The sequence below is a fragment of the Pseudomaricurvus hydrocarbonicus genome, from assembly GCF_011602365.1.
GTDB lineage: Bacteria > Pseudomonadota > Gammaproteobacteria > Pseudomonadales > Cellvibrionaceae > Pseudomaricurvus > Pseudomaricurvus hydrocarbonicus.
The window spans coordinates 51,129-66,182 of record NZ_JAAONZ010000008.1; the positions used below are offsets into that span (position 1 = coordinate 51,129).

General features: G+C 57.0%; 13 protein-coding genes. 11 read left to right on the plus strand and 2 right to left on the minus strand.

Annotated elements, in window-relative coordinates; genetic code table 11:
* Nucleotides 1-126 precede the first annotated feature (126 nt).
* Genes alc through G8770_RS11935 form a run of 6 tightly spaced genes read left to right on the plus strand, consistent with a single transcriptional unit; the run spans nucleotide 127 to nucleotide 5,184 of the window.
* Complete coding sequence (gene alc / locus G8770_RS11910) at nucleotides 127-1,260, plus strand: allantoicase (RefSeq protein ID WP_167186724.1); 1,134 nt, start codon at nucleotides 127-129, stop codon at nucleotides 1,258-1,260.
* Nucleotides 1,261-1,264: 4 nt separating this feature from the next.
* A complete protein-coding gene (gene uraD / locus G8770_RS11915) occupies nucleotides 1,265-1,765 on the plus strand; it encodes a 2-oxo-4-hydroxy-4-carboxy-5-ureidoimidazoline decarboxylase (protein WP_167186726.1) in 501 nt (166 codons plus the stop codon).
* Entirely contained in the window at nucleotides 1,762-2,100 is a 339-nt protein-coding gene (gene uraH, locus G8770_RS11920; RefSeq protein WP_167186728.1) for a hydroxyisourate hydrolase, read from the plus strand. The genes uraD and uraH overlap by 4 nt, the downstream gene beginning before the upstream one ends.
* Nucleotides 2,100-2,615 (plus strand): ureidoglycolate lyase, encoded by a 516-nt coding sequence (locus G8770_RS11925; RefSeq protein ID WP_167186731.1) that lies wholly within the window; start codon nucleotides 2,100-2,102, stop codon nucleotides 2,613-2,615. The genes uraH and G8770_RS11925 overlap by 1 nt, the downstream gene beginning before the upstream one ends.
* On the plus strand, nucleotides 2,612-3,934 hold the full coding sequence (gene guaD, locus G8770_RS11930) for a guanine deaminase (protein ID WP_167186734.1): 1,323 nt from the start codon (nucleotides 2,612-2,614) through the stop codon (nucleotides 3,932-3,934). Before G8770_RS11925 ends, guaD begins: the two co-directional genes overlap by 4 nt.
* A 59-nt stretch (nucleotides 3,935-3,993) precedes the next feature.
* Nucleotides 3,994-5,184 carry a urate hydroxylase PuuD gene (locus G8770_RS11935; RefSeq protein ID WP_167186737.1) on the plus strand — a complete coding sequence of 397 codons (1,191 nt, stop codon included), beginning with the start codon at nucleotides 3,994-3,996 and terminating at the stop codon, nucleotides 5,182-5,184.
* A gap of 305 nt (nucleotides 5,185-5,489) precedes the next feature.
* Here G8770_RS11935 and G8770_RS11940 read toward each other — a convergent pair whose 3' ends face one another.
* Nucleotides 5,490-5,702 carry a hypothetical protein gene (locus G8770_RS11940; protein ID WP_167186739.1) on the minus strand — a complete coding sequence of 71 codons (213 nt, stop codon included), beginning with the start codon at nucleotides 5,700-5,702 and terminating at the stop codon, nucleotides 5,490-5,492.
* Between the two features lie 577 nt (nucleotides 5,703-6,279).
* On the opposite strand from G8770_RS11940, the gene G8770_RS11945 reads away from it, so the two are divergent.
* Nucleotides 6,280-7,038: a 7-carboxy-7-deazaguanine synthase QueE gene (locus G8770_RS11945; RefSeq protein WP_167186742.1), complete on the plus strand. Its 759-nt coding sequence runs from the start codon at nucleotides 6,280-6,282 to the stop codon at nucleotides 7,036-7,038.
* Nucleotides 7,039-7,290: 252 nt separating this feature from the next.
* On the opposite strand, the gene leuA is transcribed toward G8770_RS11945, so the two are convergent.
* The gene (leuA, locus tag G8770_RS11950; RefSeq protein ID WP_167186745.1) at nucleotides 7,291-9,012 is read right to left on the minus strand and encodes a 2-isopropylmalate synthase; all 1,722 of its coding nucleotides are present in this window, start codon (nucleotides 9,010-9,012) and stop codon (nucleotides 7,291-7,293) included.
* Nucleotides 9,013-9,364: 352 nt separating this feature from the next.
* Here leuA and G8770_RS11955 point away from each other — a divergent pair, with 352 nt between their 5' ends.
* The 4 genes from G8770_RS11955 (at nucleotide 9,365) to G8770_RS11970 (ending at nucleotide 15,005) form a co-directional block, all read left to right on the plus strand.
* Nucleotides 9,365-9,844 carry an Lrp/AsnC ligand binding domain-containing protein gene (locus G8770_RS11955; protein ID WP_167186748.1) on the plus strand — a complete coding sequence of 160 codons (480 nt, stop codon included), beginning with the start codon at nucleotides 9,365-9,367 and terminating at the stop codon, nucleotides 9,842-9,844.
* A gap of 119 nt (nucleotides 9,845-9,963) precedes the next feature.
* On the plus strand, nucleotides 9,964-10,722 hold the full coding sequence (locus G8770_RS11960; RefSeq protein WP_167186751.1) for a TetR family transcriptional regulator: 759 nt from the start codon (nucleotides 9,964-9,966) through the stop codon (nucleotides 10,720-10,722).
* A 19-nt stretch (nucleotides 10,723-10,741) separates the two neighbouring features.
* On the plus strand, nucleotides 10,742-11,875 hold the full coding sequence (locus G8770_RS11965) for an efflux RND transporter periplasmic adaptor subunit (RefSeq protein ID WP_167186754.1): 1,134 nt from the start codon (nucleotides 10,742-10,744) through the stop codon (nucleotides 11,873-11,875).
* Nucleotides 11,876-11,885: 10 nt separating this feature from the next.
* On the plus strand, nucleotides 11,886-15,005 hold the full coding sequence (locus G8770_RS11970; RefSeq protein ID WP_167186757.1) for an efflux RND transporter permease subunit: 3,120 nt from the start codon (nucleotides 11,886-11,888) through the stop codon (nucleotides 15,003-15,005).
* Nucleotides 15,006-15,054: the final 49 nt, after the last annotated feature.

A 15,054-nucleotide genomic window follows, 5' to 3' on the forward strand; every position in this document is an offset into this window, starting at 1 on the left:
TGCAGAACGCTTTTAATGAACACCGCCTTTAACGAGGCAAGGTGTAAACGCACACAGGTTTAAACCAACAAAGATTTAAACGAGCAAGACTTTAAATAAAGAACACCGAGACTGACCGAGACCGTTATGCAAAACGAACAACAACCCCACGACGACCGCCTGAGCGCACACTACATCGATCTGCTCAGCGAGCGCGTGGGTGGCAAGGCACTGGCCTGCAGCGACGAATGGTTTGCGCCCTGCAGCAATCTGGTGAAACCCGGGCGGGGTATTTTTAAAGCGGGCCACTTTGTCGACACCGGGCAGTGGATGGACGGCTGGGAATCGCGGCGCAGTTACGGCCGTCAACGTCCCAGCGGCCTCGATCACGACTGGTGCATTTTGAAACTGGGCATCCCCGGTGTCATTCGCGGGCTGGACGTGGACACCAATCATTTTCGCGGTAACGCCCCGCAGTCGGTGTCGGTAGACGTTGCCTGTGTCGCCGGTGACGTGGACGCAACAACGGTATGGCACGAATTGTTGCCGAACAGCGCGACTCAACCGCACGCACAACATCTGTTTGATGTGCACAGCGAGCCGGTGTGGACGCACGTGCGCTTGAACATCTTTCCCGATGGTGGCGTGGCGCGGTTGCGGGTGTACGGGGAGCCCTGGGCGAACCCGGCGAACTACGTCGAGGGTGAGCTGGTGGATCTGGCCTGTGTCATCAACGGCGGTCGCGGACTGGCCTGCAGCGATCGCTTTTACAGTTCGCCCAGTAATTTGTTGATGCCCAATCGCGGCATCAACATGGGCGACGGCTGGGAAACGAAACGCCGCCGCGACGACAATAACGACTGGGCGATCGTCAAACTGGGGCTCATTGGCAGCATACGAAAAGTGGTATTGGACACCGCTCATTTTAAAGGCAACTACCCGGATCGTTTTTCCCTGTGGGCCACCGCTTCCACACGCGAGGATATTGAGGCTGACGACATCGCCTGGACCGAGGTGATCGCGGAAACAAAGCTCTATGCCGACCAGGAGCATGTGTTCATTCAGCCGATACAGGTGCCGGCCGAGGCGGAATTTACTCACGTGAAGGTCAACATTTTTCCCGATGGCGGTATCAGTCGTTTGCGCGTCTGGGGGACACCCAACTGGTCGGCCTCGAACACGATCCTTTCCGGTTCGAACGGCAGCTCGGAGGTTAACGGTAGCTCGGAGGTTAACGATAGCTCTGAAGTTAACGCCAGCTCAGACCCCGAACGAGGATAACGCCGTGACCTTACAGCAACTTAACCAGCTGTCTGACGAGGACGCCGGGCAACAATTCAGGCAGTGCTGCAGCAGTGAGCGCTGGGTAGAACGTATGGTGGAGTCGCGCCCCTATCACAGTGCTGCCGACTTGCACGCCGCCGCCGATGTGCACTGGCGCAATCTGAATGAACATGACTTTCTGCAGGCGTTTGACGGCCACCCGAAAATTGGTGATGTCGATTCGCTCAAGGAAAAGTATCGCAACACCAAAGCACTGGCCGCGGGCGAGCAGTCCAGTGTGGCGGTTGCCAGCGATGACGTAATTCAGGCCCTGGCGCAAGGCAACCGCGAGTACGAAGACAAATTTGGGTTTATTTTTATTGTCTGTGCCACCGGCAAAAGTGCTGCCCAAATGTCGGAGCTGTTGCAAGCGCGTCTGCCCAATGAGCGTGCGGTGGAATTGAACAACGCCGCCGAAGAACAGCGCAAAATTTTTCATCTGCGGCTGGAGAAACTGTTATGAGTCAAATCACCACCCACGTTTTGGATACGTCCCTGGGCACACCTGCGGAAGGTATCGACATTACGCTGGCACAACTCCGCGGTGACGACTGGTTCACTCTGGGTACGGGCACGACCAACAGCGATGGTCGCCTGCCGGGGCTCTGCCCGGAGGGACCGCTGCCGGCCGGAACCTACCGTATGCATTTTGCCACCGCAGTGTATTTTCAACGCCAGGGGTGTGCGGTGTTTTACCCCTACGTTGACGTCGTGTTTTGTCTCGACGACAGTGGCCAGCACTATCACGTTCCACTGTTGCTCTCGCCGTTTGGCTACTCCACCTATCGAGGCAGCTGATGCACACTGTGACCTTGAAACTGCAACCGCTCACGGCAGCAGCCTTTGCCCCCTATGGCGATGTGCTGGAGGTGAGTGAGCGCAACCAGCACTACCCCATCAACGCCGGGCTTACCGAGCGTCACCATCAGCTGGCGCGAGTGGATGTCAGTGATGCGGGCGGCTACCCCATCATCAATATTTTTCGTTCGCAACCGGTGACCTTGCCGTTTCGAGTGCGACAAATGGAGCGTCATCCCCTGGGCAGTCAGTCGCTCACCATGCTCAGTGGCAATCCTTATGTGGTGGTGGTGGGGCGCGCCGGTGAACTGAAGCCCCTGCAGTTGCAGGCGTTTTTTGCCCTGCCTCACCAGGGCGTCAATTATCACAAGGGTACCTGGCACCATTACTGTTTGTGTCTGCAACGTACGTGCGACTTCCTGGTGGTGGATCGCGGTGGTCCCGGTCACAACTGTGATGAAGTGACCATTGACCCTGAACTTAACATTTATATTGAAGCGGGAATAACGCCATGACTCTCTCCGTTTATCGGGCCGCGATTTTGCATTTTCTGGACGATCCGGCCCGGCAGCTGGACTCGTCCTATGAGTATTTTGAAGACGGCTTGCTGCTGGTGGCAGACGGCAAGATCCAGGCGGTGGGTCACGCCAGCGAACTGCTGCCGACCTTGCCCCGGGACACGGCCATTACGCATTATCCCCAAGGCTTGCTGACGCCCGGGTTTGTCGATACGCACATCCACTATCCGCAAACCGAAATGATTGCCGCCTATGGCGAACAGTTGCTGGAATGGCTGGATACCTACACCTTTCCCACCGAGCAAAAGTTTGCCGATAAAGACTATGCCCGCGGTGTGGCGGAGCGTTTTCTGGATGAATTGCTGCGCGCGGGGACCACCACCGCGCTGGTGTTCGGTACTGTGCACAAACAGTCGGTCGACGCGTTTTTCGAAGCCAGTGCTGAGCGCAATCTGCGCATGATCTGCGGCAAGGTGATGATGGATCGCAACGCCCCGGACGCTCTCACCGATACTCCTGACAGTGCCTATCGTGACAGTCGTGAGCTGATCGAAAAATGGCACAATTGCGGCCGTCAGCGCTACGCGGTCACGCCGCGGTTTGCGCCGACCTCAAGCCCGCAACAGTTGCAAAAAGCCGGTGACTTGTTGCGCGAGTTTCCCGATGTTTACATGCACACCCATTTGTCCGAGAACGCCAATGAAGTGGTCTGGGTGAGTGAGCTGTTTCCCGAGTCCGAGCATTATCTGGACACCTATGATCAGGCCAGCCTGCTGGGTAAACGCAGCGTCTTCGCCCACTGCATTCACCTGCAGGACCGTGAGTGGCAAGCACTGAGTGACAGCCGTAGCAAGATTGCGTTCTGCCCGACGTCGAATCTGTTTCTCGGCAGCGGCCTGTTTAATTTAACCCGTGCCGAGGCCGAGGGGATCGAGGTGGGCGTGGGCACAGACGTGGGTGCCGGCACCAGCTTTTCGATTTTGCAAACGCTTAACGAAGCTTACAAGGTGGCGCAACTGCGCGGCGATAAATTGTCACCGTTCAAGAGTTTTTACCTGGCCACGCTGGGCGGTGCCCGCGCACTGGATATGGACGACCTGATCGGCAATTTCACGCCGGGCAAAGAGGCGGATTTTATCGTGCTGGACAAAGCCTGCACGCCATTGATGGAGTTTCGTTTGCAGCAGTGCCGGAATTTATTTGAAACCCTGTTCGTGTTCACCATGCTGGGCGACGATCGGGCGGTGCAAGAAACCTACGCGGCCGGGCAGTTGCGCCATCGCCGTGATTCAAACGCCGTGCCCCAAACGCCGTAAGTTAAAACGTTGCCGTGATTACCGCGATTAACCCTTCAAGTTGATTAAGAGATTTTTTGATGGAAGCCTATATTGTCGATTGGTTGCAGCTGGTTCTGCGCTGGACCCACATGATTACTGGCATTGCCTGGATCGGCGCCTCGTTTTATTTTGTCTGGCTGGACAATCATTTACAAACGGCCCCTCAGTGGCAGCAGGCGCGCGGGATTGGCGGTGAGTTGTGGGCCATTCACGGCGGTGGGGTTTATGAAGTCGGCAAATACCGGAAAGGGCCAGAACAGATGCCCGACACGCTGCACTGGTTTAAGTGGGAGGCCTACACCACCTGGATCAGCGGCATGCTGTTGCTGGCGGCGGTCTACTATTTAGGCGCCGATGCTTACCTGATTGATCGGCGCGTGGCCGACCTGTCCGCGCCGGCGGCCATTGGCCTTGGTTTGGCGTTTATTGTGCTGGGCTGGTTTATCTACGATGTCCTTTGTAACAGTCGGGTGGCGAATCACACGGCATTGCTCAGCTCGCTGCTGCTGCTCATGCTGGTGGCCAGCAGTTACGCGCTGACGCATTTGTTCAGCGGGCGCGGGGCCTATATTCATATTGGTGCCATGATTGGCACCATGATGGTGGGCAACGTGTTCGCGGTCATCATGCCTTCCCAGAGAGCGTTGGTGAGTGCCATTGAGCAGGGCGGCGAGGTGGATCCCAGCTGGGGTGCCAAGGCCAAACTGCGCTCCACTCACAACACCTACCTGACCCTGCCACTGCTGTTTATCATGATCAGCAATCACTACCCCATGACCTATGGGCATGAATACAACTGGTTAATCCTGTTGGCGATCACCGCGATCACCGCCTGTGTGCGGCAGTTTTTTGTGTTGCGCCACAAAGGCATCGTCAAGCCGGCGCTGTTGGTCGGTTCCGTCGTGGCCACCCTGGTGCTGGCCGCTCTGATCACGCCGCCGTCGCTAAGATCATCCCAGGCGGCCTCAGCTATTCCGACCCTGTCAGAGATGCACACGATTGTGAGCCATCGCTGTGGCAGCTGCCACAGCGCCGAGCCAACGGATGATGTGTTTACGGTGGCGCCGGCCGGAGTGATACTGGATACCGAGAGCCAGGTTCGCCAATGGGCGCCGCGCATTCTGGCGCGCTCGGTACACACTCAGGACATGCCGTTCATGAACAAAACCGGCATGACCGACGCCGAACGCCAACAGCTGGGGGTGGGCCTGATTCAGCTTGAGGATTGACGGGACGTAAATTATTGGCCGCGTTAATTCCGGCTGGTGCACACAACGTGGGCCGCCTGCGGGTTGAAGGCCTGAGCCCTGGCGCAGCGCCTGCCGTGTAGGGCGGTCTTTATGGGGCCGGGAGCATAGGGCGTGGATTGGTTCGCTCATCGGTATGGTAAGTGAGGAGCTACTTGCGTGGTTCTGGGGGGGCATTATCTGGAAAAGTGTGTTACCCGCGCGGTAGCCAGAAGGAATGCCGCCGGGAGGACAGCTCCAAACGTTGTAATTCTATAACCCGGCAGCGACGGTGCGCTTAAAGCTGCTTAGGGAAATTTGATGTTCGCGGCGGCCATCTGCTGGTGAATGTAAGTGGCGCGCTCTGCGTGACTCATCGAGGATGGGTCTGTGAGGTTGGTGCTGGCCATTTTATAGGGCCCCGCCGAACTGCCAGCTTGAACGAGTGCGACAGCAAGGGAGCCGGTCAACAGGGCGACAGCTGCGATACCCAGTGATGCTTGAATGTAAGTTTTTTTCATGATTTCAGCTTCAACTATTATGACTTTATTGGGTTGTTAGCTAATGCTTTTATAATTTTGGGGGAGGGCACTCTCTCTGAGCTTTTCGCCCTCGGGTGCCTTTATCACACAGGGCGCTGTGGAGAGTCAAGCAAGCCGTTAAAAACCCATTTAGAGTGTCACCATCCGCTAAAAAGTGTTACCAAATGCACGCCAATACGTGCATTTGGTAATAACTTGTCGTCTAAATACCGGTAAGTGCGTGTGATGGCTTCCGGGGAAAATCCGGTGGCTGTTGCTCTTTTTTTGCGGTCTTTCGGTATCGGCACTGCATTGGCACGTGGATTTGGGGGTACCCCCTCCGGGGGCTGATAATGCACACAATTCCTGCCGGGGCTGGCAGGAAAACCTCTGCAGCGATTGAGTGGCTCTGAGCTTCGAAAATGCTGCAAACAGTGTTAAGCCGTCCGGGTTCGCCTTACAATGGGGGCTGGCGCCATATGCATGGTGTGGAATCTCTTCGGTGTACTCTGGCGTGGCGGCTCAGTCGTTATTCGCCGGGGCAGAGGGGCAATGAATCAGTCTGGTGTATGGGTCAATGGCGAAAGATATCAATGTCATCACGCTTTCCAATAACGATGAGAAGGCTCCCGAAGTCTTTTATTCCATTCAGGGCGAGGGACCGCACACCGGCCGCCCCAGCACGTTTATCCGCACCTCTGGTTGCAACCTCTACTGCTACTGGTGCGACACCCCCTATACCTGGAATTGGCAGGCCACCCCTTACGCGCATGAACTGGACCGCAAATACGTCAAAAGTGAAGAGCGTTCACGGGTGGCCAAAGAGGCTTTGGTTAACACAGTTGAGGGGTTTGGCTGCAAGAACCTGGTGCTCACGGGCGGGGAGCCGCTGGCGCAGATGGGGCCGTTGGCGACTTTTCTGGAAGCCTTGACCGCCGTGGCCGATTACCAGGTCGACATTGAAACCAACGCCACCATTGTGCCCACAGAGGCCTTTGACGGTTATGTGACGACCTATGTGTGCTCGCCCAAACTGGTCAATTCCCAAGTGCCCGAGCCGCTGAGAATCAAAGACGATGCCATGCAATGGTTTGCCCGTTCACCGAAGTCCTATTTTAAATTTGTGGTTGAAACGGACCAGGATATGGACGAGGTGCTGTCCTTGATTGACCGTTACCGCATTGAGGCCGAGCGGGTGTATTTGATGCCCAGGGCTCTGGACGCCAATGAGCTGCGAGGGAATGAGATTGAGGTTGCGAAAAAATGCCTGCAGTACGGCTTCAAGTACGGTGATCGCTTGCACTTGCGGCTCTATGGCGATGGCCGGGGCGTGTGACGCTGGATCGCGCCCGAGACAACGCGAGGGGCGGCGTTACTGGAGGTTGATCCACGTCGTTTGTGGCGAAGGGTTTTTAACCAAAAGAAGTGTGAGCGTGACCGGTTTGACCGTTGGCGTCAGTGCGCCGACCGTGCGGTGTACAACACTGTGCCGTTCAACAGGTCAGCCATGCAAAAAAGCGCGACCAGTCAGGCCGCGCTTTTTTGCATGGGTTATGGATTGAGCCTGACAGGCCGGTACCGCGCAGGCTTAAGCTTCGGCGGCCTCGCTCTCTTTGGTTGTTTCGTGCTGCAGCGTTGCGCCGCTGCGGCTCACCGCATTCAGCACGGCTTGCAGTGAGGCGCCGACAATGTCTTCACTCTTGCCCGCCGCGCAGAAGCGCTGGCCGTCGACGCTGAGTTGGACGTAGGTCATGGCTTCGGCCTGCTCGTCGTGCCCCAGGGTGTGCTCACTGTAGTCAATCAGCACCATGTCGCAACCGGTGTTGGCGGACAGCGCACTGACAAAGGCGTCCAGCACACCTTTGCCGGCCCCCGCAATGTCCAGCTCGCCGCCGTCGGTGGCGACCGTCGCGCTGAGTTGATCGGCGTCTTTGGAGCGGTTCAGCGAATAGCTGTCGATGCGACTCTGGTTCACCAGGTAGGTGCTGGTGAAGGTGTCGAAAATATCCGCAGACGAGACTTCGGTTTCGCTGTCTTCGGCGCGCTTTTGAATGTAACCACTGAAATCCACCTGCAACCAGCGCGGCATCTGCACGCCGTAATCCTGTTCCATCACGTAGGCCACGCCGCCTTTACCCGACTGGCTGTTGATGCGAATCACCTGCTGGTAGCTGCGGCCCAGATCGCGGGGATTGATGGGCAGGTAAGCCACTTGCCAGTGACTTTCGGGGTCCTCGGCGCGCTGGGCGGCGTCAATGGCCATGCACTTGTTGATGGCGTCCTGGTGGCTGCCCGAGAAGGCGGCAAACACCAGCTCGCCGGCGTAGGCGTGACGTGGATGCACGGCCAATTGGGTGCAGCGCTCGACGGTGCTGATGATGCGGTCCATGTTGGACAAGTCCAGTTCGGGGTCAATGCCCTGGCTGTAGAGGTTCATGGCCGCGGTGACGATGTCCATATTGCCGGTGCGCTCACCGTTGCCCAGCAAGGTGCCTTCCAGGCGATCGGCGCCAGCCAGCAAGCCCAGCTCGGCAGCAGCGACACCGCAGCCGCGGTCGTTGTGGGTGTGCAGGCTGATGATCAGGGCATCGCGGCGGGCGATGGTGTCGCACACGGTTTCAATCTGGTCGGCGTACACATTGGGGGTGGAGACTTCCACCGTGGCCGGCAGGTTGATGATCACCTTGTGCTCCGGCGTCGGCTGCCAGATGTCCGTCACGGCATCGCAGACTTCTACGGCATAGTCGATTTCGGTGCCGGTGAAGCTCTCGGGCGAGTACTGAAACTGCCACTGGGTTTCCGGTTGCTGGGCGGCATAGGTTTTGACCCACTCGGCACCCTGTACCGCAATGGCTTTAATCTCTTCGCGGCTCAGTTTAAAGACCTGCTCGCGCTGCACCACCGAGGTGGAGTTGTACAGGTGCATGATGGCACGGCGTGCGCCTTTTAACGCGTCAAAGCTGCGCGCAATCAGGTGTTCGCGCGCCTGGGTGAGCACCTGAATGGTGACGTCGTCCGGAATCAGATCTTCCTCGATCAACTGGCGGACAAAATCGAAATCAGTTTGCGAGGCGGCGGGGAAGCCCACTTCAATTTCCTTAAAGCCCACATCCACTAACAGCTTGAACATCTCCAGCTTTTGGCTGGGGGTCATGGGTTCCATCAGCGCCTGGTTACCATCACGCAGGTCGACACTGCACCAGTGCGGAGCGGTTTCGATGATGTTACCGGGCCAGCGGCGATCGGCTTTCTGAACCGGTGCAAATGGGCGGTACTTCTGGTGATTGAAGTTGGCGTTGAAGGGTTTCATATCCTTGACTCTGAGCGGAAGTGTTGGGGGCCGAATTCGAGCGTGTTGGGGTTGAATTCGATGCAGTGTTGAAATCAAGAGCGGGCGGGTGATAGGCGCTGGTGGCGCCCTTGATGGTCCGCAGAGGACTCGGGTCTGGTGGACCCTGTTACCTGGCCGCGATTCGGCCAGTGGCTGCGAGTCTGCCTTGTGGGTGACTCGCCCCGCGCGTTGAAGCTCTTTGATGATGGTTACTATACGGCGGTGCGCGTAGGGAATGTCTGCAAAGTTGCTCTTTATTTTGCGTCCTCATGCATCTATTCTCTAATATTTGGTCTATTCTGAGTGATATTAACTTTTAAGGGGTTGTCGGGTGACAGAAGTCGTTAGTCTGGACCGAATTGATAGGCGAATTCTGCAGGAAATGCAGCGCAATGGGCGCATCAGCAACCTGGAGCTGGCGGATAAGGTGGGGTTGTCGCCCACGCCCTGCTCGCGGCGGGTCAAGCGGCTGGAGGAGAGTGGGCTGATTGATCGCCATGTGACCCTGCTCAACCCCAAGGCCCTGGGGCTGAAATTGACGGCCATGGTGGGCATCTCCATGGACCGGCATACCCCGGATCGCTTTGAGGCGTTTGAGCAGGCAGTCGGGCAGATGCCCGAAGTGCTGGAGTGCCTGATTGTCACAGGCCAGTCGGCGGATTTTCTGTTGAAGGTGGTGGTCAGGGATATGGAACACTATGAGCAGTTTTTATTGGGGCAGCTGACCAAGCTCGAAGGCGTCACCGGCGTGCATTCCAGCTTTGTACTGCGGGAGGTGGTTAAGAAGACCGAATTGCCGTTGGGTGGTTGAGGTGGCTGAAATGCGTTGTTATTTGAGTCTTAGTCAAAAAATGAACGTTTGATGTTTTTTGAATCTCATTCATAATTGTCTCTTCGTTAATAGATGTTCGAGAGATTGGAGCAGTGTGAGTGAGTGTTCGCGAACGAAAAAAGCGGCAGTTGGCGGAGCGGGAGCAGTCTTTTCTGGATCAGGCCTGGGCAATGATCCAGGCCGATGGGGTCTTGAATCTGCAAATGGCGCGCTTGGCCAGTGCCTGTGAGTATTCGGTCGGCACGCTGTACCAGCACTTTTCCTCCAAAGAAGATCTGCTAGTGGCTCTGGCTACGCGCAGTGTGGGGGAACGCCTGGAGCTCTATCAGCGAGCCTCGCAATGGCAGGCCCCCAGTCGCCACCGGATGCTGGCCATTTTGCTGGCCGATGTGTTGATTGCCCAAAAGGCGCCTGAATATTTTCGCCTGGCGCAGTACGTCTCAACCCACACCATCTGGATGGCGGCTTCGGGTCCCCGTCGCGAAGCGGCGCTGGAAGCTTCACAGCCTTTGGGTGCCGCGGTTGAAAATATTGTCAAAGATGCGGTGCAGAGCGGGGATGTCCGACTGTATGGCCTGTCGGCGCGTGAACTTTCCGCCGGTTTGTGGGCCATGTGTGAAGGCATGCACTCGCTGGTGAGTGCCGCCGGTTTGTTGGAGGCCCATTCCGTACCTCGCCCTTTTCAATTATTAATGGCAAGCGCTAATGCCTGGCTGAATGGCCAGCAGTGGCGGCCCGAGGTGGCTCTGGATGATGTGGCGCAGCAAAATGCCGTGCTGTTGCAGATTATGGACGAAGTGTTTGTTGATTTTCCGAAGACCGCCTGTCCGGTGGTTGCCTTAAAAGACTCTGACTAATGATGCTGGAAGTAATGACATGAGTAAAAGGATGATGGTGCTGCTGGCGGCAGCGGTGGTGGTGTTTGGTGGTGTGCTGGGGGCAAAGGCCTACATCAATCGCATGATGAATGAGTTTTTTGACGACATGCCCACACCGGCGGTGGCGATATCGGCGACACAGGTGTCGTCAGATCACTGGATCAGCGAAGTGAAGGCGGTGGGGACTCTGGTGGCGGTACAAGGTGCCGAACTGGCGACTCAGGTCAGTGGCATTGTGGAAACCATTCATTTTGACAACGGCAGTGAGGTCAAGGCGGGCGATGTGGTGATGACGCTGGACAGCGCTACCGATTTGGCTGAGCTGAAGACCTTGCAGGCGGCAACGCGACTGGCGGAGCTGGAGCGCAACCGAATTAAGGAGCTGTTGCAGCGCAAGAGTGTGTCCCAGTCGGAATACGATCAGCGTCAGAGCCAGTTGGAGCAGGCCGAGGCTCGAGTGGTGGCTCAACGGGCCCGGATCGAACAAAAAGTGCTGCGTGCCCCTTACTCCGGGCGCTTGGGGATTCGTCAGGTGAATGTGGGGGAATTTGTCAGTGCCGGTGATCCAATGATTGGCTTGCAGGCACTGGATCCGATCTTTGTGGACTTTACTCTGCCGGAACAGCGTTATGGCGATGTGCACGAAGGCATGATCGTAACTGCTCATCTGGATGCGCTGGGTAAGGAAGCTTTTACCGGGGTGGTGACGGCGATTGAGCCGGTGATTGACGCGGACACCCGCAACTTTAAATTGCAGGCGACGTTTAAGAATCCGCAGCAGCGTTTGCGCCCGGGGATGTTTGCCCGGATTGCGCTGAATGTGGGTGAGGAGCGCAATGTTCTGATCGTGCCTCGCACGGCCATCAGTTACAAGCCGTATGGCAATTCCGTCTACATACTCACGCCCAGCGATGAACAGGGTGAGGACGGCAAGCCGCTGTTTCAGGTCAAACAACGATTTGTGACAACCGGCGAAGCGCGCGGCAGCCTGGTGGCGATTGATGAGGGTGTGGTTCTGGGTGAGCGGGTAGTGACCAGTGGTCTGCTGAAATTAAGCAGTGGTGATATGGTGACGATTAATAACAGCGTTCAGCCTGAAGCTGAGGCAGCACCGGTACCGGAAAACGGTTGAGGTAACAGCAGTGAAATTTACGGATCTCTTTATTAGCAAGCCGGTGCTGGCCACGGTGGTAAGTTTGGTCATCCTGCTGATGGGGTTGCGGGCCGGTACCGAGTTGAATGTCCGGCAATACCCCGAACTGCAAAACGCCGTGGTGAATATCAGCACGGCTTACGTCGGCGCGGATGCCGATCTGGTGCAGGGCTTTATCACCACCCCGGTGGAGCGCCAGGTGGCGACCGTGGACGGCATTGAATACATGACCTCGTCCAGCGTGGCGGGTTTGTCGACGGTCAGCGCTCAGGTGAAGCTGGATGCGGACCCCGACAAGGTCCTCACCAAGGTCATTGCCAAGGTCAATAAGCTGCGCGGTGAATTGCCGGCGTCGGCGGAAAACTCGGTGATTGATCTGCGTGTGGGTGATCCTGCTGCCCACGCTTATCTGTCGTTTTACAGTGACAGTTTGAGCACCAATCAAATTACCGATTATCTGATCCGCGAAGTGGAGCCGCGGCTGGCCACGGTCGCCGGTATTCAGCGTGCCGATATCAACGGTGGCCGCACCTTTGCCGTGCGGGCCTGGTTGAAGCCCGAGCGCATGCGCGCGTTTGATCTGACGGCCTCGGACATCAATGCCGCCCTGAGAACCAACAATGTGCTGTCGGCGGTGGGGGCCACGAAAGGCTCGATGACCTCCATTGACCTTAAAGCCGATACCGACCTGCGGGATATTGAGCAGTTTAAAAATTTGATTGTGCGGGCGGAACGAGGCTCGATCATTCGTCTGGAAGATGTGGCCGACGTAGAACTGGGAGCTGAGAGCTACAACAGCTCTGCCCGCTTTAACGGCCAGGCGGCAACCTTTTTTGCGATCTACCTGACCCCGGATGCGAACGCCATTGAGGCGCTGGACCGGTTGCGCGACGTGTGGGACAACGACGTGGTGCCCCAGTTGCCGGAAGGGTTAAACGCCAATTTCAGCTACGACAGCTCGATCTACATTCGCGATGCCATTGGCGAAGTGAAGCAGACCATTGCCGAGGCGATCGTCATTGTCATCGTGGTGATCTTTCTGTTTCTGGGGTCCCTGCGCTCGGTGCTGATTCCGGCCATTGCGGTGCCGTTATCGCTGGTTGGCGCGCTGTTTTTGATGTTGCTGTTTGGCTTCTCGCTGAATTTGCTCACCCTGCTGGCCATGGTGTTGGCGATTGGTATTGTGGTTGATGATGCCATTATTGTGCTGGAAAACATTCACCGCCACATTGAAGAGGGCATGAATCCACACCAGGCCGCGATCAAGGGCGCTCGCGAGCTGGCCTGGCCGGTGGTGGCCATGACCACCACACTGGTGGCGGTCTATCTGCCGATTGGTTTTTTGAGCGGCATCACCGGCGTGCTGTTTGTGGAGTTTGCCTTTACCCTCGCCGGCGCCGTGCTGATTTCCGGTGTGGTGGCGTTGACGCTGTCGCCCATGATGTGTGCCAAGATGTTGCGCTCGCATAAAGGCGAGGACACTAAAGATGGCGACAATAAGGGCCTGGAGCAATGGCTTGATCGTCAATTTGAAAAGCTGCAACACCGTTATCAACGGGATCTGCACACCGTACTGGATGAGCGTGTGGGTTTGACCCTGTTCGGGGTGATTGTGTTGCTGTCCTGTTACTTCCTGTTTGTGATGTCACCGTCCGAGCTGGCACCCGCCGAGGATACCGGGTTTGCGTTTTACCTGGCCGAAGCGGATCCTGGCGTGACGCTGGAATATGTGGAGCGCTTTTCCAGTGAGGCTTGGGCGATCAACCAGGCCAGTGATGCCATTGCCGGGGATTTTCAATTTAACGGCATCAGTTTGACCGCACCGGGTTCCAATAATGGCGCCTTTGGCGGGTTGATTTTAGCCCCCTGGAGTGAGCGCGAAGAGACCCTGGCGGAAGTGATGAAGGACCTGGTAACACCGAGGTTTGAGCAGGTCGCCGGCTTGAAGGTGGCGGCGATCATTCCCGCGGCGCTGCCCACCGGCGGTACCGGCATGCCGATTGAATTCGTCATACTCTCTACCGCGCCGGCAGCCGTGGTGAAAGAGTTTGCCGATCAGGTGTTGGCCAAGGCCAAGGCGAGTAAGAAATTCATTTTCCTCAATACCGATGTGAAAATTGACAAGCCCAGAACGGAAATCATGATCGATCGGGACAAGGCTTCACAGCTGGGTATCGATATGTCTCAATTGTCCGCGGACCTGTCGGCCATGTTGTCGGGGGGCTATGTGAACCGTTTTTCACTGGAGAACCGTTCCTACAAAGTGATTCCCCAGGTGATGCGCTCTGATCGGCTGACGCCGGAGCAGCTGCAGTCCTATTACACTCGCACCCAGTCGGGAGAACTGGTGCCCCTGTCCACGGTGGTGACGCTCAAGGATTCGGTGCAGCCGCAGGTGTTGAGCCGTTTTCAGCAGCTCAACAGTGTCACCATCGGTGCCATGCAGCGACCGGGCATTGCCCTGGGTGAAGCCCTGGCGATACTGGAAGAGGCGGCCGGCGAAATTTTGCCCAAGGGCTATACGGTGGATTATGCCGGTGAAGCCCGGCAGTTTAAAACCGAAGGCTCGGCGCTGGTGGCGACCTTCTTTTTTGCCCTGGTGGTTATTTATCTGGTGCTGTCGGCGCAGTTTGAGTCCTTTCGGGATCCGTTCATTATGTTAATGACGGTGCCCATGTCGATCAGTGGCGCACTGCTGGTGCTGAATGTGCTGGGGATTTTTCAGGTGCCGGGCACGACGCTGAACATCTACACGCAAATTGGTTTGTTGACGCTGATCGGGGTGATTTCCAAGCACGGTATATTGATCGTTGAGTTTGCCAACAAGCTGCAGCAGGAGGGGCACACCAAGCGCGAGGCGATCGAAATGGCGGCGTCGGTGCGCCTGCGTCCGGTACTGATGACCACGGCGGCTTTGGTGTTGGCGATGGTGCCATTGCTGTTGGCAACCGGGCCGGGGGCGGTGTCCCGTTTTTCCATGGGGGTGGTGATTGCGGCCGGGATGACCATCGGTACGGCTTTTACCCTGTATCTGCTGCCAGCGGTGTATCTGTTGATTGGGCGCGATTACGCCAAAGCGCCGGTCATTGCGCACGAACCGGCCGTCTGAGTGGATCACCGTCCCCAGGTGGGGTCTGGCAGCCCTGCGTTCACAGGGC

Coding starts and splice junctions, on each gene's coding strand:
- alc (WP_167186724.1), top strand. CDS start 127: ATGCAAAACGAACAACAACCCCACGACGACCGCCTGAGCGCACACTAC.
- uraH (WP_167186728.1), top strand. CDS start 1,762: ATGAGTCAAATCACCACCCACGTTTTGGATACGTCCCTGGGCACACCT.
- G8770_RS11925 (WP_167186731.1), top strand. CDS start 2,100: ATGCACACTGTGACCTTGAAACTGCAACCGCTCACGGCAGCAGCCTTT.
- guaD (WP_167186734.1), top strand. CDS start 2,612: ATGACTCTCTCCGTTTATCGGGCCGCGATTTTGCATTTTCTGGACGAT.
- G8770_RS11935 (WP_167186737.1), top strand. CDS start 3,994: ATGGAAGCCTATATTGTCGATTGGTTGCAGCTGGTTCTGCGCTGGACC.
- G8770_RS11940 (WP_167186739.1), bottom strand. CDS start 5,702: ATGAAAAAAACTTACATTCAAGCATCACTGGGTATCGCAGCTGTCGCC.
- G8770_RS11945 (WP_167186742.1), top strand. CDS start 6,280: ATGGCGAAAGATATCAATGTCATCACGCTTTCCAATAACGATGAGAAG.
- leuA (WP_167186745.1), bottom strand. CDS start 9,012: ATGAAACCCTTCAACGCCAACTTCAATCACCAGAAGTACCGCCCATTT.
- G8770_RS11965 (WP_167186754.1), top strand. CDS start 10,742: ATGAGTAAAAGGATGATGGTGCTGCTGGCGGCAGCGGTGGTGGTGTTT.